Source organism: Lysobacter sp. GQ73, from assembly GCF_059758755.1.
Genome location: NZ_JCAXEE010000002.1, coordinates 199,451 through 221,856, shown reverse-complemented (window position 1 = coordinate 221,856; position 22,406 = coordinate 199,451). Strand labels below are relative to the sequence as shown.

The following is a 22,406-nucleotide window of genomic DNA, read 5'->3' as shown; positions in this document are numbered from 1 at the left end:
GGCGTCCATCATTCTGGGGAGGAAGTGCGGTATGAACGGCAAGACCTTGCGTAAGTCCGGGCTGTGCATGGCGATGGGGATCTGCCTTGCTTCGATGGCGCTGCAGCCGGCGCTGGCGGCCAACACCGACGGCTCGCTCGCCGGGCGGGCGACCGCCGGCGCCGAGGTCACGGTGCGCAGCACCGAGACCGGCTTCACCCGCACCGTGAAGGCCGACGAGAGCGGCAACTACCGCTTCCCGTTCCTGCCGATCGGCACCTATCAACTGCAGGCCAGCAAGGACGGCGCCGCGGTCGGCGAGCCGATCGAGGTGGTGGTGAGCCTGGGCAACGAGGCCAACATCAATCTCGGCGACGCGACCAATCTCGGGGCGGTGCAGGTGATCGGCTCGCGGGTGATCTCGCCGGTCGACGTGCGTTCGACCGAGTCGGCGACCAACGTTACTAAGGCCGAACTCGAACGCGTGCCGGTCGGCCGCGATGCGCAGTCGGTGGCCCTGCTCGCGCCCGGCGTGATCCAGGGGCAGTACGGCGGCGCCTCGTTCGGCGGCTCGTCGGTGTCGGAAAACGCGGTCTACATCAACGGCCTCAACGTCACCGACTTCTACAAGCGGGTCGGCTTCTCCTCGGTGCCGTTCGGCTTCTTCAAGGAGTTCCAGGTCAAGACCGGCGGCTACTCGGTCGAGTACGGCCGCACCACCGGCGGCGTGATCAACGCGGTCACCCAGTCGGGCACCAACGAGTTCCACTACGGCGCCGAGCTGGTATGGGAGCCGGCCTCGCTGCAGTCCAAGGGCAAGAACCACTACGACGCCGACGGCAACCCGTTCCGCATCGCCAGCAAGGACCAGTACGACCGGACCAATCTCAACGTCCACGCCTCCGGCCCGATCGTCAGGGACAAGCTGTTCTTCTATGCGATGTACGAGTTCCGCGACTACCAGCCGGAGAGCACCAACGACGCCGGCAGCACCTTCTTCAAGGGCAAGTCCGACAAGGGCTTCTGGGGCGCCAAGCTCGACTGGCAGATCAGCGACAAGCACCTGCTCGAATTCCTGGCTTTCTCGGATAAGAACGAGACCACCACCGACAACTATCTGTACGACTTCGACGCCGGCCAGCGCGGCAACCGCTCCAACACCCAGTTCAACGAGGCCGGCGGCACCAATTGGGCGCTGACCTACACCGGTTACCTCACCGAGAACTTCTCGATGAAGGCCCTGTACGGCGAGAACAAGCGCGACCGCATTCAGAGCAGTCTCAACGACATCGCCTGCGATGCGGTGCAGGACCGCCGCGTCGCCGGCCTGCCGCAGATCGGCTGCGTGTCCTCGGCGCAGATCGAGGTCGGCCTGGACAAGCGCGAGGCGGCGCGGCTGGACTTCGAGTGGCAGCTCGGCAACCACCTGCTGCGCTTCGGCCTGGACCGCGAGGTCAACACCTCCGACAACGAGAGCTTCTACCCGGGGCCGTCGCGCAAGTTCTTCCAGATCTACCCGACCCGCCCGGGCACCACCCTGGAGAACGGCGGCGTCGTGCCGGCCGGCGTCACCGCCTACGTGCGCGCGCGCCAGCAGGAAGTGCGCGGCAACTTCGAGTCGATCAATTCGGCCTACTACCTCGAAGACAACTGGCAGATCACCCCGGACTTCATGCTCAACGCCGGCGTGCGCATCGAGGGCTTCGACAACAAGAACGGCGAGGGCGACACCTACATCAAGATCGACGACATGGTCGCGCCGCGCCTGGGCTTCTCCTGGGACTTCAAGGGCGACGGCCGCTCCAAGGTGTTCGGCAACGTCGGCCGCTACTTCCTGCCGATCGTCAACCAGATCAACGTCAAGCAGGCCGGCGCCTTCCTCGACGAGCGCACTTTCTACGTGTTCAACGGCCTGGAGCCGTTCCAGTACAACGGCTCGACCTACTACCGCCCGATCCTGGGCACGCAGATCGGCGCGGTCGACAACAGCCAGGGCGACGGCACCGTCGGCGACCTGCGCAGCGAGGTCGACGCCGATATCGACCCGGTCTACCAGGACGAGGCCATCCTCGGCTTCCAGTCGATGATCGACGACACCTGGTCGTGGGGCGTGCGCGGCATCTACCGTCGCCTGCACAACGCCATCGACGACATGGAGATCACCTCCAACGGCATCCTGTGCGGTGGCGAGCCCGGCAGCATCGGCTACGTCATGGCCAACCCCGGCAAGGACGTGACCCTCTACACCGACACCAACTGCGACGGCACCAACGACGGGTTCGTCACCATCGACACCTCGCGCGCCGGCTGGGCCTTGTACGACGACGACGGCAACTACGTCGGCGAACGCGGCTGGGTCAAGCCCAAGCGCACCTACCGCGCGCTGGAGTTCATGATCGACCGCGCCTGGGACGACAAGTGGGCGTTCAACGCCTCCTATACCTGGTCCAAGAGCGAGGGCAATGCGGAAGGACCGTCGAACTCGGACTTCGGTTTCGACAATACCGGGCGCACCGAGTCCTTCGACGACCCGTTCGTGAACTTGAACGGCAACGGCCCCCTGCCGAACGACCGCCGCCACCAGATCAAGCTGCGCGGCGCCTACGCGTTCGACGATCATTGGTCGGTCGGCGCGACCTTGAACGCGCAGTCGGGCCGGCCGATCAACGCCTTCGGCAAGGGCAATCCGTTCGACGACACCAGCTACCACAGCTTCTACGTCTGCGTGTCCAACTGCACCGCGGACGCCTCGCAGCGCGTGTACGAACTGCGCCGGCGCGGCTCCGGCGGGCATCTGCCGTGGACCTTCGACATCGGCGCCAGCCTGACCTACCAGCGTTCGATCGGCGAAGCCGACCTGCGGGTCAAGCTGGCGGTGTACAACCTGCTCAACAATCAGCGCAAGCTCGAAGTCGACGACGAGTTCGAGACAGGCATCGGCGTGCCGAACGAGTTCTACCGCTATGGCACCGGCTACCAGAGCCCGCGCTACGCCCAGCTGACCGTGTCCGTGGATTTTTGATGCGCCACCCCTTGGCGGCCCGGGGACGGGGCCGCCATTCTTTCCCGCAGGGCCGCCCGATGCGACACAGACCCCGTTGGCCGGCCCTGATTTTTATTCTCGCTTCGCTCGCGGCGCCGTCGACCGGCGCCGCGGCGGAAGGCGTCGATAGACCGGATGCCTCTGAGCCGGAACGGCGCGCGCTGGACCGCATCTTCGACGACGCGATGGCGCGCTATCGCTTGCCGGGGCTGGCGATCGGCGTCGTCGAAGACGGTGTGGTGACCTATCAGCGCACCGCCGGCGAACGGGTCGCCGGCGAGGGCGCGCCGATCACGCCGGATACGGTGTTCAAGATCGCCTCGAACACCAAGTCGATGACCACTGCCTTGCTGGCCCGCCTGGTCGACGCCGGCAAGCTGCGCTGGGACGACCCGGTCACCCGGCATCTGCCGGACTTCCGCATGCACGAGGACTGGGTCACCCGCGAGATGCAGGTGCGCGACCTGCTGATCCACAACAGCGGCCTGCGCGCCGGCGCCGGCGACCTGATGCTGTGGCCGGAGCCGAACGATTTCACCCGCGCCGACATCCTGCACGGGCTGCGCTATCTCAAGCCGCTGCACAGCTTCCGTTCTCGCTACGACTACGACAACCTGCTCTACATCGTCGCTGGCGAAGTCGCCGCCGCGGCCGGCGGCGCGCCGTACGAAACCTTGCTGCAGCGCGAAGTGTTCGCGCCGCTGGGCCTGTCGCGCTGCCGAGTCGGCGCCTGGAGCCGCGACGCGCTCGGCGATGTCGCCCAGCCGCACGTGCGGCGCGACGGCCGCAACGTCGTGGTGCGCCGCGACGGCGCGCAGATCGCGGCGACCACGATGGACCCGGCCGGCGGCGTGCGCTGCAGCCTGCGCGACATGACCGCCTGGATCGGGGCCTGGCTCGACCCCGAGCGCGGGCAGAGCGAGGGCCGGTCGTGGCTGTCGCCCGCGCAACGCGAGGCGGTGTGGCGGCCGCAGATGGCGATGACGGTGTCGAAGCGGCAGCGCGAATGGAGCCGCACACATTTCGCCGCCTACGGTTACGGCTGGCGGCTCAGCGACGCCGATGGCTTGCTGAAGGTCTCGCACACCGGCACCCTGATGGGCATGTACTCGCTGGTGACGATGCTGCCCGAGCGCCGCAGCGGCTTCGTGGTACTGATCAACGGCGAGGCCGGCGAGGCGCGCAGCGTACTCGATCAGGTCCTGAGCGAGCGCTACACCGCGCCGGCCCGGACGCATTCGGTCGCCTTTTACGCCGATGCGCTGGAGCGCGAAGCGCAGGCGCCGGCGGCGAAGCGCGCGCCGGACACCTCGAAGCGCACGGCGATAGCGCCTGCCGCGCTGCGCGGTCGCCTGGGTCTGTATCGCGACCCGTGGTTCGGCGAGGCTACGGTCTGTGCGCGCGACGGGCAGGTCGAGTTCGCCGCCCGCAAGTCGCCCTTGCTCGCGGGTAAGATCATGAGCGTCGGCAAGCGCCTGCTGGTCGACTGGAGCGCGGACGAAGTTGACGCCGAGGCCTGGCTCGACTTCGCGGCTGCGGCCGACGGCGCCGTCACCCTGACACTGGCCAAGGTCGATCCCGATGCCGATTTCAGCTACGACTATGAAGACCTGGCGTTCGTGCGGGTCGGCGATTGCCCCGGGGGCGAGAGCCGCCCTTGAGTTGGCCCTCGTCCTGGCGTTGAGCGCCTGCGCCGCCGGGCCCGCGCCGAAACCGCACGGTGTCGCCCCGCAGCTGTCGCCGGCGACCGATGCCGCCGCCGCGGGCATGGTCGAGATCCGCTCGCTGGTCCCGGACATATCGCTGGACATCCGTTACGCCGGCCGCGACAACTTCATCGGCCGTCCGGTCGAGGGCTACCAGGCGCCGGGCTGCTATCTGCACGAACCCGTCGCCCAGGCCCTGGCCCGGGTCGAACGCAGCCTGCGGCCGCAGGGCTTGAGGCTGCGGATCTACGACTGCTACCGGCCGGTGCGCGCGGTCCGGGACTTCGTCGCCTGGGCCGGCGACCTCGACGACCAGCGCAGCAAGCCGCAGTACTACCCGAACCTCGACAAGCGCGTGCTGCTCGGCGACTACATCTCGCCGACCTCGGGCCACAGCCGCGGCGCCACCTTGGACCTGACGTTGCTGGAGCTGCGCGACGACCGCTTCGAACCGATGGACATGGGCACGCCGTTCGACTTCTTCGACGAGACTGCGAACACCGCCTCGCCGAACGTCGATGCGCGGCAGCGATCGAACCGCGAACGGCTGCGCGAGGCGATGCGCCGCGAGGGTTTCGAGAACTATCCGCTGGAGTGGTGGCATTACACCTATAAGCCGGAGCCGACGCCGCAGACGGCGTTCGACTTTCCGGTGAAGTGAGGGGGACGAGCTGCTGGGTCTCTGCTGTTTACGGGACGAGGCGAGGTGAGCCGACGGCTTCTGTCCACCTTCCACAATCGGGAGAGGGCCACGACGAAGGCCATCGCGCAACCTCGACCGACGATGTCCTCAGCGATCGGGCTTCGCATCCGGCAGATACAGTTCGGCGATCCGCAGCGCCAATCGATACGGCTCGGGGTCGTTGCGATTGCTCAACAGCACGACGCTCAGGCGCCGCTGCGGGTAGCGCACGATCACGTTGCGAAAGCCGATGCTCTCGCCGGAGTGCCACACGGTCTCGCCGGTGATGCGCCAGCCGTAGCCGTAGGCGACCTCGGCCAGGTCGGTCGGGATGTGCGCGCTGAAGGCCAGGTGCCGCGATGCGTCGCTGAGCAAACGATCGTCGTACCAGGCCGCATCCCAGCGGGCCAGGTCGTCGATGGACGAATAGATGCCGCCGTCGCCGAGCACGGCGCTGGTCGGGCTCTGGTCGGTGCGGGTCCAGCGGCCTGACTCGAAACTGTAGCCATAGGCGCGGTGTGCGACCTCGGACACGCCGCGTTCGTAGGCGACGGTGTCGCGCATGCCCAGCGGCAGGAAGATGCGCTCGCGCAGGAAACCGGCGAAGCTTCGCCCAGAGGACTTTTCGACCGTCAGGGCGAGCAGGGCATAACCGCTGTTGCTGTAGCGATAGGCCTGGCCGGGGGCGAAGTAAGTGCGGTCCTGGCCTTCGAGGACGCGCAGCACGTCGCGATCGTGCATCTGCCGGTCGCGGTCGTCGAACTCCGGCGGCATGACGTCCTCGTAGTCGATCAGGCCCGAGGTATGGCTGAGGAGCTGGCGGATCGTGATCGCATCGGCGGCCTTCGGCAAGGAGGGCAGCCAACGCTTGATCGGATCGTCGAGCCCGAGCTTGCCGTCTTCGGCGAGCAGCAGCACTGCGGCGGCGGTGAACTGCTTGCTGACCGAGGCCAGGCGGTAGTTGGTTTGAGGCGTCGCCGCAGTGCCGTCCTCGACCACCGCACGCCCGTAGCCGCGCCGCACCACCGGCCGGCCGTCGCGCAAGACCAGCAGGGAGGCGCCGGGGCCGTCGCCCGTGTAGTCGCGCATCAAGGCGTCGACGCGTTCGGACCGGGCGAGGTCACGGTCGGAGACCGACGGTGCGCCGGCGCAACCGGCGAGCAGGGCGGACAGCCCCAGGGTCAGGGTGATCGTTCGCATCGGCCGATAGTGCGACAGGGCGTGCGCGGCGGGAAGTGTCTTGTCGCGATGCAAGACTGCGTTACTAACATCCTGCCGCCGTTCCCGCCAAGGCGGGCTCCGCTTATTCGGCGGAGCCGAACGCCCAGGGCTTATTGGGGCACGGCTATGTCTCTGGATCTTCGCCTCCGAGGATGACGCGTGAGGGCGCTGTAGCCCTGCCAGGCGCGCACCGCGCAGGATTCACCCCGCCACCGGAACAGTCCAGACCCGATACGGTACCTATCAATGCTTGCTATTAAATAGCGCGCTATGTAAATTGACGGACATGAAGAAGCCCACCGCCCGCGCCAGACCGCCGCAGCCGAGCCTGCTGCTCGACGAGCAGCTGTGCTTCGCCCTGTATTCGACCAGCCTCGCGCTCAACAAGGTCTATCGCAAACTGCTCGGCCAGCTCGGCCTGACTTATCCGCAGTACCTGGTGATGATGGTGCTGTGGGAGCGCGACGAGCTGACGGTGTCGGAGATCGGCGAACGCCTGTTCCTCGATTCGGCCACCTTGACGCCGTTGCTCAAGCGGCTCGAAGCCGCCGGCCTGGTCACGCGCACTCGCGCCGCCAGCGACGAGCGACAGGTCATCATCGAACTGAGCAGGGCCGGGCGCGCGCTGAAAACCAAGGCCCAGAGCGTTCCGCAAGGAGTGTCGTGCGCGGTCGAGGGATGCTCCTACGAGCAACTGGCGCTGATCAAGCAACAACTCGAAAGCCTGCGCGAGAGTCTGATCAGAAACAGCTGAGCGATACCGGGTCGAACGATGCGGACGCGCAAGCCAGCCGCATCGCCCGCACCCGCAAACAGTAAGAAATCCGTAGTTGTCCACATGTTCCAGGCGGGCCTGCCGCCCGCCGCCGCCCACCCAACCCCCACCGGAGTTCCATCATGTCGATCGAAAAAGTCCTCTACACCGCCCACGCTCACGTCACCGGCGGCCGCGACGGCCGCGCCGTCTCCTCCGACAATGCGCTAGACGCCAAGCTGACCACGCCGCGCGAACTCGGCGGTGCCGGCGGCGACGGCACCAACCCGGAGCAACTGTTCGCCGCCGGTTACTCGGCCTGCTTCATGGGCGCGCTGAAGTTCGTCGCCGGGAGCGAGAAGATCGCGCTGCCCGCCGACGCAGCGATCGACGGCAGCGTCGGCATCGGCCAGATCCCGACCGGCTTCGGCATCGAAGTCGAGCTGAAGATTTCACTGCCGGGCCTGCCGCGCGAACAGGCGCAGGCGCTGGTCGACAAGGCCCATGTGGTCTGCCCGTACTCCAACGCCACCCGCGGCAACATCGACGTGACCTTGACCCTGGTCTGACCGATCACGGCGATCCCGTGCCGGCCGCGATGCGTCCGGTACCCCCCAGCGACGACAACGGCCCGGCTGCGCGCAGTCGGGCCGCTTTCGTCGTCGGCTTGCCTCGATGACGACGCATCCATCCGTGCGCCTGCCACGGTGAGTTTCGGTGAGCTACATACATCTGTCTGAATACGGGTGAGCGAAGGTGAGTTCACAACGCAGGCCGATCCATAAACTGCTACGCGATCGCACAGATTCGACCAGCCGTTTCGTTTTCTGCTGTCGCGAATCGACTTCCCCTGCACGCTGTCGATTACCGCTGCGGTTCGCAGCTGTCGAAACAGGATCTCGTCGTTGTCGGATGGCCGGGTCGACGCCCGGCCGCGTCGTCGGCACGGGCGTGACGCCGTAGTAATCGAAGGTCCTCGTCCTTCGATCGTCCCCGTCGTGACGGCTTTGGCTAACGGAGGAACGGTCATGCCCGCAGTTCTGCGTCGTCGTCTTCGCCTTCATCCCCTCAGCCGCGGCATCGCCCAGGCGATCCCGCTGCTGGTCGCCCTGCAGATGTTCGTCGGCCAGGCCCGGGCCGCGTGCACGCCGGCCGCGCCGACCGACGGCGCCACGGTCAGTTGCACCGGCGTGCCGATCCTGCTGCCGCCGAATCCGAACAGCTTCCTCAGCAACGCCAACAACCTCGGCGTCACCGTCCAGGCCGGGGCGATCATGAGCACCCTGCCGGGCGGCACCGCGATGACTTTCGGCGGTACCGGCCTGACCCTCAACAACCTCGGCGCGATCGACGCCAATGCGGCCGGCTCGCTGGTGCTGGCGCGCGCGCTCGCGGTCGGCAACCTGATCGCGCCGACCAGCGGCAACGTCGTCATCAGCAACCAGGGCTCGATCGAAGGCACCTTCGACGGCACCTTCGGCCTCGGCGGCTCGGCCATGGTCGTGGCCAATACCGGTACCACCACCATCACGAACAGCGGCACCATCGGCATGAGCGCGCTGGGCCTGTTCGACCCGGTCAATTCGGTCGCGGTCGCCATCTACGGCGGAGGCAACGTCAACTTCACCAACACCGGCACGATCACCGGCCGGGTCGCCTTCGCCAGCCCGGGCAGCGGCGGCAACGTCTTCGTCAACGCCGGCACGATCAATGGCAGCGTCTCGCTCGGCACCGCGCTCAGCAACGACACCTTCGTCGCGGTCACCGGCTCCTCGGTCGGCAACCCGCTGATTCCGTTGCCGCCGGTGACGATACCCACGCCGACGCTTCCGCCCGGACTGCTGACCTTCGCCGCGACCGGCACGGTCGACGCCGGGATCGGCGGCCTGGACACCCTGGTGCTGCAGAACACCGTCGCCGGCCCGGGCTCGGGCACCGGCGGCACCGGTTCGATCTCTGCCTTGCAATACCTCAACTTCGAAAACCTGACCGTCAACAGCGGCACCTGGACCTTGAGCGGCGCGGTGGTCAGCGGCAGCGCGACGCTCAACGGCGGCCTGTCGTTGTTCGACAACGCGCTGTCGTTCGGCACCGGCACCTTGACCGGTAACGGCGGTGCGATCGAAGCCTCGTTGCCGGGTCTGACCCTGGCGCAGAACGTCGAGCTCAGCGGCGGCTTGGTCGTGCAGGGCGGCAACAGCCTGACCCTCGGCGGCAGCGTCGGCGGCGCCGGCGGCTTGATCAAGAACGGCACCGGCACTCTGACCCTGGCCGGCAGCAACAATTTCAGCGGCGGCCTCGCGCTCAACGCCGGCGGCCTGACTCTCGGCAGCGCCGGCTCGCTCGGCACCGGCCTGTTCCTGGTCGGCGGGCCGGCGACGCTCAACACCGCCTTCACCGGCAGCCTGGCCAACCAGGTGCAGCTCAACGGCGCGTTGACGCTCAACGGCGCCGGCGCGCTGACCCTCGGCGGCAACATCAACGGCGCCGGCAGCCTGACTCTGGGCAGCGGCGCGCTGGCCCTGACCGGCAGCAACAACTACAGCGGCGGCACCGTACTGCAGGCCGGCTCGATCGACCTCGGCAACAACAGCGCGCTCGGCACCGGCAGCCTGACCGTCAACGGCGCCGGCTCGCTGACCGGCGCGGCCGGGGTGACCCTGAGCAACAACGTCGTGCTCAACAACACTCTCAACTTCGGCGCCGGTGGCGGGGGCGGCGCGTTAACGCTCAACGGCACGGTCTCCGGTGCCGGCGGCATCAGCCTGGCCGGCGCGCCGGGCCTCACCCTCAACGGCGCGAACAGTTTCGGCGGCGGCTTCAACCTCGGCGGCGGGGCGCTCACGGTCGGCAACAGCACCGCCCTCGGCAGCGGCGCGCTGACCGTCAGCGGCGCCGGCTCGCTCGATGCGAATACCGGCGTCGGACTGAGCAACGCCATCAACCTCAATGCCGGCCTGAGCGTGCTCGGCAGCAACGACCTCGCCCTCAACGGCAGCATCGGCGGACTCGGCGGTCTGAGCAAGAGCGGTACGGCGACCTTGAGCCTCGGCAACGCCAACACCTTCGCCGGCGGCCTCGATCTGCAAAGCGGCGGGCTTAGCGTAGGCACCGGTACTTCGCTCGGCCTGGGCGCTCTGACCGTCAACGGCGCGGCGAACTTCAGCTCCACCGCGGCGGTCAGCCTCGGCAACGCGGTGGTGCTGAATGCCGACCTCGGCATCGGCGGCGCCAACGACATCGGCTTAGGCGGGCCGATTTCCGGTGCCGGCGGCTTGAACTACGCCGGCAGCGCCACCTTGAGCCTTAACGGCGCCAACACCTTCGGCGGCGGTGTCGGCCTGGCCAGCGGCAGCCTCAGCGTCGGCAACCACCTCGCGCTCGGCACCGGCTCGCTCGACGTCAGTGGCGATGCCGGCCTTAGCGCCGGCGTGCCCGGTATCGCGCTGGCCAACGCGGTCAATCTCGCCGCCGGCACCACGCTCGCCCTGAGCGGCGCCAACGCGCTCGCACTCAACGGCAACATCGCCGGCGACGGCGGTCTGTCGATCGGCGGCAGCGGTGCCTTCACGCTCGGCGGCAGCAACACCTTCGGCGGCGGCGTCGCGCTCGCGTCCGGCGATCTGTTGCTCGGCGGCAGCGCGTCGCTCGGCACCGGCGCGCTCGCGGTCAGCGGCAACGCCAGCCTCGCGAGTACCGGCGCGGCGCTGGACCTCGGCAATGCGATCACCCTCGGCGCCGGCGCCGGGCTGACCCTCGGCGGCGCCGCCGATCTCAGTCTCGACGGCAGCATCGGCGGCGCCGGTTCACTGATTAAGACCGGCACCGGCGCGGTGTCGCTCAACGGCGCCAACAGCTTCGGCGGCGGCTTCGACCTGCAGGCCGGCACGCTCAACCTCGGCACCGACGCCGCGCTCGGCGGCGGCGCGCTATCGGTCAACGGCGCGGCCACGCTCAATGCCAGCACCGCGTTGAACGTGGGCAATGCGATCGACCTCAACGCCGGGCTGACGATCGGCGGTGCCAACGACCTCGCCCTCGGCGGCACAATCGCAGGCAGCGGCGGCCTGAGTTTCAACGGCCCGGCCACGCTCACGCTGAGCGGCAGCAACGCTTTCGCCGGCGGAGTCGCCCTCGGCGGCGGCACCCTCGCGGTCGGCGCGGATCTCGCACTCGGCACCGGCGCCCTCAACGTCGGCGGCAACGCCGGCCTGAGCGCAAGCGCGCCCGACATCGCCCTGGCCAATGCGATCAATCTCGGCGCCGGCGTTTCGCTCGACATCGGCGGCGCCAACGACCTGGCGCTGGCCGGCGACATCGCCGGCGCCGGCGGCCTGGTCATGAGCGGCAGCGGCCTGCTCGAGCTGAGCGGCGCCAACGTGTTCGGCGGCGGCGTCAGCCTCAACGCCGGCACCTTGGGCGTCGGCAGCGATCTGGCCCTCGGCAGCGGCACGCTCGCGGTCGCCGGCGATGCCGGACTCGCCGCGACCGCGCCGGCCATCGCGCTCGGCAATGCGATCACCCTGGCCAGCGGCGCGCAGCTGGGCATCGGCGGCAGCAACGACCTCGCGCTCAACGGCAGCATCGGCGGCACCGGCGGCCTGGCCTTCGACGGCAGCGGCACCCTGACGCTCGGCGCCGCCAACACCTTCGGCGGCGGTTTCGAACTCGATGCCGGCACGCTCGCGCTCGGCAATTCCGCCGCGCTCGGCAGCGGCGCGCTGAGCATCGGCGGCAACGCCAACCTCAGCGCCGCGGTCGCCGGCATCGACCTGGCCAACGCGGTCGAGGTCGACGCCGGCACCGCGCTCAGCGTGATCGGCGCCAATGCGCTGACCCTGAGCGGCTCGCTGATGGGCGGCGGCACCCTGATCAAGGCCGGCAGCGCCGCGCTGACTCTCAACGGCAATGTCTCCGGTTTCGCCGGCGGGCTGTCGGTGCAGGGCGGCACCCTCAACGTCGGCAATCCGATCACCGCCGGCTTCGCTTCCGCCGCCGGCACCAGCGCCAACTTCAGCGGCGGTGCCGACCAACTCAGCGCGACCGGCGCGATCGCCGGCGCGGTGGATCTCGGCGGCGGCGACGACCGTTTCTACAGCAGCCTGGCGAACCTGGCCGGCATCACCGGCGCGATCAACGCCGGCGCCGGCAGCGATACCTTCGCGGTCGGCGGCAGCGGCGAGGGCAGCCTGCCCTGGGCCTCGCTGACCGGCTTCGAACAGCTCAACCTCGCCGCCGGCGGCAGCCTGATCCTGCCCGCCGGCGCCACCGCCAACTTCGCCGACAGCGCCGTCGCGGGCAACCTGATACTCAACGGGACGCTCGCGGGCAATGCCACGGTCGCCGCGGGCGGCGCACTGATTGGGGACGGCGCGTTGACCGGCGCGTTGACGCTCGGCGGTACTCTCGCGCCGTCCGGACTGGCCGGGGCGACGGGTGCGGCCGGCGGCAGCGGGTCGGTCGGCGCGTCGCTCAATGTCGCCAGCTTGAGCTTCACTCCGGGCGGTACCCTGCAGGTACGCCAGACCGGCGCCGGCGTCACCGACAGCGTGGTGGTCGCAGGCACGGCGAGCTTGAACGGCGGCCAGGTGGTTGCGATTCCGCAGGCCGGCAGCTACGCGCCGGTCACCGACTACCGCATCGTCGATGCCGGTGCGCTCAGCGGCGCCTTCACCGGCGTGTCGCAGACCGCCTTGCCGTTCCTCGATGCGACCCTGGTGACGATCGGCAACGACGTGTTCCTGCGCCTGAGCGAACACGACGCCGGCGGCACCGGCATCCGCTTCAACCAGTTCCCCGGCCTGAGCGGCAACCAACAGGCGGTGGCCAATGCCTTGCAGACCATCGCCGACGCCGACAGCGGCCAGTTGCCGACCCTGATCGCGGCCGCACGCGGCCTCGCCGCGGCGCAGGCGCCGCGCGCCTTCGACACCCTCAGCGGCGAAACCTACGCGTCGATCGTCAGCGCCCAGCGCTATAACGCCGAGCAACTGCAGCGCAGCGTCGCGCGCCAGCTGGATCGGGTGCGCGATGCCGGGGTCGAGGACGAGGCCACCCTCGGCACTCTGTGGGCGACCGCATACGGTGGCCGCGCCGAGTTCGACGGCGAAGGCCTGGCCGGCATCGACAACTCGCTGGCCGGTTTCGCGATGGGCCTTGAAGGTTCGCCCGGCGCGAACTTCCGCTTCGGCGGCCACGTCGGCCTCGCCCACTCGAAGATGGAAACCGACCGCCGCGACGATCAGGTCGAAGCCGATCTGTTCAACGTAGGCATCCAATGGCTGTATGCGCCGGGCGGGTTCTGGACCCAGGGCGCGGTCGGCTACAGCTACGCCAGCTACGACGCCGAGCGCGAGGTCGCGGTCGGCACCTTCAACACCCGCACCGATGCGCATTTCAGCGGCGACGGCGTGTACGGCATGCTGGAAGCCGGCTGGCGCTGGGATCGCGCGAGCCTGCGCGTCGAGCCCTTGCTCGGCGTGTACTACAGCAAGCTCGAAGCGATCCGTTTCAGCGAGCGCGGCGGCGGCGACGCCAACCTCGCGGTGAGCAGCGACAGTTTCGACGCCACCACCGCCGGCATCGGCGTGCGCCTCTCCGGGTTGCCCGGGCAGACCGAGCGCAAGTGGCGGCCGACCGCCGACCTGCGCTATCTGCACGATCTGCAGGACGATCGGCCGTTCGCGCGCAACGCCTTCGCCGGCGCGACCGTGCCCGACTTCGGCGTCAACGGTTTCGCCGCCGAGCGCAATCGCTGGAACGTCGGCCTGGGCTTGTCCTACCGGCTCAGCCCGGTCAGCAGCGGCTTCATTGAATACCGCGGCGACATCGGCAGCGACGACCGTGCGCATTCGCTCAACCTGGGCCTGCGCCTGGGCTGGGGCGGCACGCCCGCGGTCGCGGCGGCGCGCGCGGCGCCGTGGGCCGGTGCCCAGGCCGATGCGCGCGGCGACGATCCGGCCGCTGCGGCTACGGCGAGGCCGGCTACGAAGACGGCCTCGCCGGCACCGGCGGTCGCAGCGGCTGCGGTCGCCAGCGCCGCGGCGGCGGACGCACCGGCGAGCCCGGCTGCCGTCGCGCAATCGGCTACGCCGGTGAGCGACGGCTATTGCGCGATCAAGCCCGCGAAGGCGTCCAAGGCCGCCGGTTCGGTGGCCAAGGCCAAGCCGCGCGCGTCGCGGCCGATATCAAAGAGCAAGCGTGTCGCTTCGCGCGGCACCGGCCTCATGGCGAAGCCGCGTCGCGCAGCGACGCGGGTCGCGGCCCAGACACCGCCTCCCGCCCCTCCGTCGGGTGCGGTGGCCCTGCCGTCGCACTGGTGCGACGAGGCTTCGGCCCGGGTCGACTAGACCGGGCCGATGCATCAGCGTCCCCGGCAGGGGGCGCTACCGGCCCCGGTACGCTGGACCGGGGCCGGTAGTCGCTTTTCGAGATGGCTCCATCGCGATGCTTTCCCGCGCGGCGTCAGCGCAGCGCGGCCTGCAGACGCGGCAGGCGCGCGATCAGCCAGCGGTCGAGTGCGAACACGAGCAGCAAGCAGGCGCCGAGCAAGGGAAACAGCAGGCCACAGCCGACCGCGATGGCGACGACGGTCTTCGCCCGGGCCGGAGTCGCCGTGCGCGGCGCGCCGAGGCGGCCGCGCGGGCGCCGTCGCCACCACATCCACGCCCCGCTGAGGCACAGGCCGATCACGCCCAGGCACGGCAGCAACATCAGCCACTGATTGGCGCGACCGAAGTAATTGCCCATGTGCAATTGCACGCCGAGCTCGACCGCCTGCGCCGCCCAACCGTAGTCGGCGAAGCCGGTGTCGCCGGCGACCGTGCCGCGATAGCGGTCGATCTGCACGCTGCGCTGGCCTTGCGGCCGATCCGGATACACCACCGCGGTGTAGACGCCGTCGGCGCTTTGCGGCAAGGACAAACGATAGTCGGCGTGCAGGCCCCGCGCGGCGAGTGCGCGGACCGCGGCGTCGATGCCGATGTCGGTCGCCGGCGCAGGCGATACGCCGTGATGCGTGGCGTGATGCGCATGCGCGGACCGCGGCATCGGCGCGTCGCGCAGGGTCCACGGGGTTTCGCCGATCGCCTGCGCCATGGTCGGTGCGGCAGCGGCCCCGGCGGGGCTGTGGTGGCGCTGCTGCTCGGGGTAGCCGATGCCCAGCGACTGGGTGCCGCCGCGCAACAGATCGCCCCAGACCCCGGCCCAGGGCAGGCCGGTCAGTATCAGGAACACGATCAGCGCCGAGGTCCACATCCCGACCGCACCATGCAGACTGCGCCAGAATCCGCGTCCGCGCGCGCGCAGGTCGGGCCACAGGGCGCGATACCGACCCGGGCCGGACGGCCACCACAGGTACAGGCCGGTCGCGATCAACAACAGCGCCCAGCACGCAGCCAATTCGACGACGGCATCGCCGAAACGGCCGAGCAGCAGCGAGCCGTGCACGGTGTCGGCGAAACCGACCAGGGTGCGGGTGTAGACGAAGGCACCGTGGACCCGGGCGGTGCCGGGGTCGACGAACACCCGCAGCGGCTCGCCCCGCGCCGGCGTCACGAACACTTGCGCGGTGCGCCGCGGCTGCGAGGGCAGGTCGATGCGCGTCACCGTGCCCGGATACGCGGATTGCGCCGCGGCGATCAGGCGCGACGGCGGCAGCGCGGCGCGGCGTTCGGGGGCGAAGCGCAGGGCCGGATGGACCGCATCCTCGATCTCGTCGTTGAACAGATAAATCGAGCCGGTGATCGCGAGGATCAGCAGCACAGGCGCGACGAACAGGCCGGCATAGAAATGCCAGCGCCAGACCGCGCGATAAAGATCATGAGCGGCCGCGGCCATGTCAGAACGAGCGCGAATAGGTCAGTTCGAGCGTGCGTGGCGCGCCGAGGTAGACCTGGGTCGCGCTATAGCCCGACCACTGGGCGTAGAACGCATTGCCGAGATTGCGCAGGCGCAGGCTGTAGCGGCTGGCCGGCGAGGGTTCCCAGGCGACCGAGGCGTCGGCGAGGGTATGCGAGCGGACCCGATAGGCGTTGGTGTTATCGGTGTAGAAGTCGCCGACGTGGCGCAGGCCGAGGCCGAAGCTCAAGGGCAAGCCCGCAAGGCGATACCAGGCATCGAGGTTGGCGCTGCGCTCGGGCACGTTGGCCGGGCGGTTGCCGCTGCGGTCGGCGCCGCCGCTCTCGAGCAGGCGGTCGAAGCGCGCCGACAGCAGCGCGGCGCTGGCGTCGATGCGCAGGCGCGGCGTCAACTGCCCGCTCAGCGAGAACTCGATCCCGCGCGCGGACTGCCGGCCGTTCTGCACGGTCAGCGCCGGCTGCAGCGGGTCGCGGGTCAGGATGTCGTCCTGGCGCAGGCGGTAAGCGGCCGCGGTCGCTTGCAGGCGGTCGTCGAACCATCGGCTGCGCAGGCCGATCTCGATCGAATCGCCTTCGCTGAGCTCGAAGGCGTTGTTGCGTTGCTGGAGGGTGAGGAACGAACTCACCGGCAGCACCGCATTGCTGTACTGCGCATACAATTGGGTGCCGGGGCGCAGATCGAACACGCTGCCGAGCCGCCACGAGGTCGGGCTGAAGCGACGGCGGAACCCGCTGCGCAGGCCGGTGTCGAGATCGAGACCGCGTCGCGCGAGCGAGATGCGCTCGTGGCGCAAGCCGCCGACCAGCAGCCAGCGCGGGCTGAGGTTGATCGCGTCCTCCACGAACACCGCGGCGACGTCGACGCGGGTGCCGAAATCGGTGCGGCCGTCGCGAAAATTGGCGACGGTGTCGGCCGGAAAACGGCCGCGGTCCTGCGCCTGCAGGTCGACCGGCGCGGCGCGGCCGAAGCGGCGCAGGTTGAAGAAATCGGTATCGCTGTAGTCCAACCCGGCCGCGAACAGGTGCCGGCGCCCGACGAGGCGGCCGTCGCGGCGCAGGCTCAGGCGCTGGTTCCAGACCCGCTGCTCGTGGTGGATGCGCGCGCTGCTGCGGTCGAGCAGGCCGCTGGCGAGGTGGTAGCTGAAGTCCTCGGTGTTGTCCCAGCGACGCCGCGCATCGTAGACGCTGAGCTCGTTGCTGAGCGACCAGGCCTCGTCGATGCGATAGTCCAGGCGCGAGCGCAGCCAGGTCGAATGTGCGTCCATGCGGCCATCGGCGACGTTGTAGTTGCGTTCGCGCGCGGCGCGGTCGATGGTCAGGCCGTAGGCGTTGTCGACCAGTCCGCTCGGCGTGCTGGCCGCCGCGCGCGGCACCAGCGGCGTGCCGAAATAGGCGGTATCGAAATCGTCGCGCTGATGATCGAGCGCGAGCGAGGCCGACAGGCGTTCGTTCGGGCGCCACAGGAGCGAGCCGCTGAACGCCAGCGCCGCCGACTCGGTGTCGTCGACGTGGCCGTCGGCGCGGTTAGCGCTGAGCACGCCGCGGACCGCCAGGCGCTCGTTGAGCGGCAGGTTGCCGTCGAGGCCGAGGCGGGTGCTGCCGTGGCTGCCGTAACCGAGCAGCAGTTCGCCGCTGGGCCCGTCGAGCTGCGCGCTCTTGGGCACATAGTTGATCGCCCCGGCGAGCACGCCCTCGCCGTACAACACCGAGGCCGGCCCCTTCAGCACTTCGATGCGTTCGAAATTGAAGCTGTCCCAGTTGCGCGAGGAAAAGCCCGAGCTGGTCAGCCGCACGCCGTCGAACAGATAGGACACCGCGCCGCTGGCGAAGCCGCGCATCGAGGCTACCCCGGGCTGGCCCGGCAGATTGCCGGCCATGACTCCGGGCATCGCGCGCAGCGCCTCGACGCTGTCGCGCAGGCCGCGCGCCCGGATTTCGCGCTGGTCCAGCACGTCGAGGGTCGCCGGGAGTTCCTCCGGATCGAGACCGAGCCGGCTGGCGGTGGCGACCGAGCGCGCCGGAGCCGGCGCGGCGACCACGCGCACTGCGTCGAGGTCCACCGCCATGCCGTCGGCATGGGCGAGCTGCGGCAGCAGGACCGCGGCAAGAGAGGCGAGGGTGAGGCTGGAGCGGCGGTGGTGCATCGGCGAGATCGGGACTCGGAACGGCGGCCGCACGGCCAGGCGGCGGACACGGGACGCGGTGGAGAGGAGAAAGGCGCGGCGCTTGCAGCGGCCGGGCGCGCAGATGCTAGGCGAGGCGGTGCCGCGGGCGGCTGCGGCAAGTTGCCGCAGTGCGCGTTTCTAGCTGCGCTCGTCGCGTTCGCAGCCGCTGCGACGGGTTCCGGCCCATGCTGGCGGCGCGCACTTCTATCGCTTCGAGTACGCGCTGCCCGAAGCGAGCTGAGCGCCTGTGAATCGGGCGTCGCGCACCGAGGGCGCGATCTGGCCGAGCGGATGGCCGAGCTCGCCGCCGGTCCGGCCGGCACACCGGGCAAAGACGCCGGCCGGCGTCTCAAGCACCATCGACGGGACAATCCATCACGGTTCTGCGAGCGCCGCGGCGCGGCGTCCGTGCGAACGTGTGCGCCGATCCTCGACCGCCACGCCGCCTGCAGGCCGCGCGCCGCGATGTCTGATCGGCGCTTGCATGCGCGTCGCACGACCTCGCCGCGGAGCACCGGGCGAGGCCGTTCCGTCCGGTTCGTTCGTCTCGATTAATTCCCCATGCGCCAGACCGCTGTCCTGCTTTTCGCTCTTGTGTTCGCGCCCGGCACGCACGCCGCCGGGCGCGAGGCCTGCACCAACGGCCACACCCGCCTGCCGCCCACGGTCAATCTGCGCCTCGACAACGATTTGTTCGGCGGCCAGGACCAGGGCTACAGCAACGGCATCCAGCTGACCCTGGTCTCGCCGAACCTGGCCGACTACACCGACGACCCCTGCATTCCGCGCCTGGCGCGCTGGGTCAACCGCCATCTCGATGCGCTCCAGCCCGAGGGCTTCGAGCAGCGCAACATGATCGCGACCTTCGCCCAGGGCATCTTCACCCCGACCGACTACGCCCGCCGCGACCTGATCGAAGACGACCGGCCATACGCAGCGGCGCTGCTGGTCGGCCTGGGCTATAACGCCCGCAACGGCGACTACCTGCAGACCACGCAACTGCAGTTCGGCCTGGTCGGGCCGTCCGCGCTGGGCAAGCAAGTGCAGAACGAAGTGCACAAGATGCTCGGCGACGAGACTTTCCGCGGTTGGGATCATCAATTGCGCGACGAGCCGGTGTTCCGCATCGTCCACGAGCGCATGCATCGCTACTCGGCCGGCGACGCCCACAACGGCCGTTGGGGCTGGGATGCGATCTCGCACTACGGCGGCAGCTTCGGCAACCTGGCGACCTACGCCAACGCCGGCGCGGAACTGCGCTTCGGCCTGCGCCTGCCCGACGACTTCGGCAGCACCCCGTTGCGTCCGGCCGGCGAGAACACCGCGCCGACCCAGCATTACAACACCGGCGACCGCCGCTTCGGCGCGCACATGTTCGTGACCTTCGATGCGCGCTGGGTGTTGCGCGACATCACCCTGGACGGCAACACCTTCCGCGACAGCCACAGCGTCGACAAGCGGCCGCTGGTGGCCGATGTCGGCTATGGCCTGGCGCTGATGCGAGGGCGTTGGAAGTTCGCCCTGGCGCGGTATCACCGCACCCGGGAGTTCGAAGGCCAGACGCAGACCCCGGTGTTCGGTAGCTTTACCGTGAGCCGGGCGTTCTGAGGGACGAGTCCGGGACCGTATCGGCTCGCCTCCGTGTAGACGCGGCGCGAGCCGCGACCGCGAGGCCTCGATCTCGCGGCGTTACTTCGCGTGCTCCCCCGGTGGTCCGCGCTGGCGGCCGCAGGTTCGCGGTCGCGGCTCGCGCCGCTCCTGCCCCGGCGAATGTGCGTCGCTTCGATGGATGACATCGGTATGGAGATGCCTGCGCGTCCCGTGGTCGCGGCTTACGCCGCTTCTACAGGGGATGGGGCCGCGCCCTCGGATTTCTATTGCTGGCTGTGGCTTTGGCTGTGCGGTCTTGCACTCGCGAAGGCCATCGAAGACCCGGAGGGCGGCGCGCAGGGATGCGCGCCGTTTTTCATCGGGACAGGGATGTCCCGTATGAAAAATCACCGCGTATGCATCGATCGTGCGGGCCTGTGATTCAAAACAAAGCACTTTTCTTTGGTTGCCTTTCTTTTGTTGCTTTAGACAAAAGAAAGTAACCCGCCGCTTTAGTGGCGGAAGCTTTGGGTTTGACCTTGACCTTGACCTTGACCTTGACCTTGACCTTGATCTTGATCTTGATCTTGATCTTGATCTTCCACGAAGTATGCGCCGCGAGCCCGCAACGGCGCGGTCGCGGCTTGCGCCGCTCCTACCCCAGCGAGAGCAAGCCGCTTCGACGAATGGCGAAGGCCTTGTTGCCTCTGCGCATCCCGTGATCGCGGCTCACCCCGCTCCTACAGGGGACCCCCACTCGCGCCGCAAGGGGCTTGCGCCGCTCCTACCCCTTAAGGCACACCGAAGCGACAAGACGCGCCGAGCGACCGCGCACAGTCGCCGTCACTCCAGGGTAATCCCCGCCGCCGCCGGACTGCGATCCTTCAGGGTCTCGCTGGCCTGCGCCCACCACTCGCGATGCTCCTCGCTGGCGCAATACTCGGCATAGGACAGCTTGGCGATGGTCGCCAGCGAATAATCCGGACGGCCCTCGGCCAGCATCGCGCTCATCGCCCGCAACAGCGGCAGCGAAGGCAGCAGGTCCTCGATGAACAGGAATTGGCCGGCCTGGTTCACTTCGAGGAAATGCGCATCGCCGTTGCCGTCGATGGCCAGGTCGATGCAGCCGAACACCAGACCGAGCTCGCGCATCAGGGCGGCGAGCTTGGCCTGGTCGGCCGACGAAAGTTCGCCGACCTCGGCGCGCAGGCCCTGGGCGTTCTGGGGCACGCGCCAGTCGACGAACCCGTCGTCGTGCTGGGCGTACAGACGGGCGGCGAAGTAACGGTCGCCGATCGCGGTCACCCGCAGGTCGTGGCGTTTGTCGACGTAGACCTGGTAGATGCCGGGGCAGTGCAGCAGGCTCTGGTCGTCTTCGAGCATCGCCGGTTCGACGATGCGCGCGTAGGTGCTGAACATGCGGCCGCTTTCGGCGTCCTTCCAGGTATGGGTCAGGAAGGGCTTGTAGACCACGCGGCCGTGGCGCTGGACGAAACGGCGGATCTCGGCCGGGTCGTGCGAGACCAGGGTCGGCGGGAAGCGCAGGCCGCAGTGATGGGCGGCGCGCAGTTGCACCAGTTTGTTCTCGGCCATCGCCGCGGCGGCGGGACGGTTGACCCATAGCCGATCGGCGCCCTGATCGGTCAGGGCGTACACGTTCTTGAGGAAGCGTCCCCATTCGCCGCGCAGGAACGGCTGGTCGCCGGCGTGCGCGCGCGGGAAGGATTCGGGGTTGCGCGGGCGCCGGTACCAGACCGTGCCGACGTGCGCGTCGTCGAGCGGGCCGCTCATGCGCAGGCCGAGGTCGGGATCGCAGTGCAGGGACATCGCGCCGAGTTCGGCTTCGGCCAACGAGCTCAGCCAGGTCGCGTCGAGGCCGCTGGCGCGCAAGGCCCAGCGCGCGGCGGAAGCGTGGATGTCGTGGGCCAGCGAAGACAGGATCAGCGGACGGCGAGGAGCGGGCATGGAGGCGTTTCGCATCGAATCATCGAAAACGGCACGCCCCGTCGGACGGGGCGTGCCGGATCATGCGCTGGGCGAGGATTTACGCGTACGTCGCTCGCGCGCGAGTCCACCCTGGCTTGTCGCATGGACTGCATCCGATCCTGCGATCGGCGTTAACGGTGCTGCGGCGGGCGATTACAGGAAATCGGGATCGCCCGGGTCGTCGCCGTTCGGACCGGTGGCGTGGGTGGTGTCGCCCTTGCCGCCGGAGATCGCTGCGATCTCGTCCAGCGAAAGTTCGCGCGCCGCGATGCGGGCGAGCGGGCGGGCGGCTTCGTCCTGAGGCAGAGCGTTGTTGCTGTCTTGCTTACTCATGGAGCGTTCTCCTAAACCGTAGAGTGCCAGGATGAGTTGATAGGCCGTCCCGGCGTCGGCACGAGCATCGATGCTAGCAACTATGAAAG

13 protein-coding genes are annotated in these 22,406 nt (G+C 69.1%); 8 read left to right on the top strand and 5 right to left on the bottom strand.

The features are described from left to right. Positions 1–31 precede the first annotated feature (31 nt). Genes AC6CH2_RS05865 through AC6CH2_RS05855 form a run of 3 tightly spaced genes read left to right on the top strand, consistent with a single transcriptional unit; the run spans position 32 to position 5,389 of the window. Positions 32–3,001 (top strand): TonB-dependent receptor, encoded by a 2,970-nt coding sequence (locus AC6CH2_RS05865; protein ID WP_498268373.1) that lies wholly within the window; start codon positions 32–34, stop codon positions 2,999–3,001. Positions 3,002–3,060: 59 nt separating this feature from the next. Continuing rightward, complete coding sequence (locus AC6CH2_RS05860; protein ID WP_498268372.1) at positions 3,061–4,683, top strand: serine hydrolase; 1,623 nt, start codon at positions 3,061–3,063, stop codon at positions 4,681–4,683. Beyond that, on the top strand, positions 4,604–5,389 hold the full coding sequence (locus AC6CH2_RS05855) for a M15 family metallopeptidase (protein ID WP_498268371.1): 786 nt from the start codon (positions 4,604–4,606) through the stop codon (positions 5,387–5,389). Before AC6CH2_RS05860 ends, AC6CH2_RS05855 begins: the two co-directional genes overlap by 80 nt. A 129-nt stretch (positions 5,390–5,518) precedes the next feature. On the opposite strand, the gene AC6CH2_RS05850 is transcribed toward AC6CH2_RS05855, so the two are convergent. Next, on the bottom strand, positions 5,519–6,610 hold the full coding sequence (locus AC6CH2_RS05850) for a serine hydrolase domain-containing protein (RefSeq protein ID WP_498268370.1): 1,092 nt from the start codon (positions 6,608–6,610) through the stop codon (positions 5,519–5,521). A 307-nt stretch (positions 6,611–6,917) separates the two neighbouring features. Between AC6CH2_RS05850 and AC6CH2_RS05845 the strand changes: the two genes are divergently transcribed. From AC6CH2_RS05845 to AC6CH2_RS05835, 3 genes are all read left to right on the top strand, one after another. Further along, positions 6,918–7,385: a MarR family winged helix-turn-helix transcriptional regulator gene (locus AC6CH2_RS05845; RefSeq protein ID WP_498268369.1), complete on the top strand. Its 468-nt coding sequence runs from the start codon at positions 6,918–6,920 to the stop codon at positions 7,383–7,385. Positions 7,386–7,528: 143 nt separating this feature from the next. Next, on the top strand, positions 7,529–7,954 hold the full coding sequence (locus AC6CH2_RS05840) for an organic hydroperoxide resistance protein (protein ID WP_498268368.1): 426 nt from the start codon (positions 7,529–7,531) through the stop codon (positions 7,952–7,954). Positions 7,955–8,413: 459 nt separating this feature from the next. After that, positions 8,414–14,734, top strand: coding sequence for an autotransporter domain-containing protein (locus tag AC6CH2_RS05835; RefSeq protein ID WP_498268367.1), 6,321 nt, complete (start codon positions 8,414–8,416; stop codon positions 14,732–14,734). A gap of 115 nt (positions 14,735–14,849) precedes the next feature. Here AC6CH2_RS05835 and AC6CH2_RS05830 read toward each other — a convergent pair whose 3' ends face one another. After that, complete coding sequence (locus AC6CH2_RS05830) at positions 14,850–16,223, bottom strand: PepSY-associated TM helix domain-containing protein (RefSeq protein WP_498268366.1); 1,374 nt, start codon at positions 16,221–16,223, stop codon at positions 14,850–14,852. Position 16,224: 1 nt separating this feature from the next. Beyond that, complete coding sequence (locus AC6CH2_RS05825) at positions 16,225–18,387, bottom strand: TonB-dependent receptor (protein WP_498268365.1); 2,163 nt, start codon at positions 18,385–18,387, stop codon at positions 16,225–16,227. Positions 18,388–18,969: 582 nt separating this feature from the next. Here AC6CH2_RS05825 and AC6CH2_RS05820 point away from each other — a divergent pair. Further along, positions 18,970–20,016 (top strand): lipid A deacylase LpxR family protein, encoded by a 1,047-nt coding sequence (locus tag AC6CH2_RS05820; protein ID WP_498268364.1) that lies wholly within the window; start codon positions 18,970–18,972, stop codon positions 20,014–20,016. A gap of 177 nt (positions 20,017–20,193) precedes the next feature. After that, the gene (locus tag AC6CH2_RS05815) at positions 20,194–20,439 is read left to right on the top strand and encodes a hypothetical protein (protein ID WP_498268363.1); all 246 of its coding nucleotides are present in this window, start codon (positions 20,194–20,196) and stop codon (positions 20,437–20,439) included. A gap of 402 nt (positions 20,440–20,841) precedes the next feature. On the opposite strand, the gene AC6CH2_RS05810 is transcribed toward AC6CH2_RS05815, so the two are convergent. Together AC6CH2_RS05810 and AC6CH2_RS05805 are read right to left on the bottom strand one after the other, a co-directional pair. After that, on the bottom strand, positions 20,842–21,963 hold the full coding sequence (locus tag AC6CH2_RS05810) for an MvdC/MvdD family ATP grasp protein (protein WP_498268362.1): 1,122 nt from the start codon (positions 21,961–21,963) through the stop codon (positions 20,842–20,844). A 174-nt stretch (positions 21,964–22,137) separates the two neighbouring features. Continuing rightward, complete coding sequence (locus AC6CH2_RS05805; RefSeq protein WP_498268361.1) at positions 22,138–22,317, bottom strand: hypothetical protein; 180 nt, start codon at positions 22,315–22,317, stop codon at positions 22,138–22,140. Positions 22,318–22,406 lie beyond the last annotated feature (89 nt).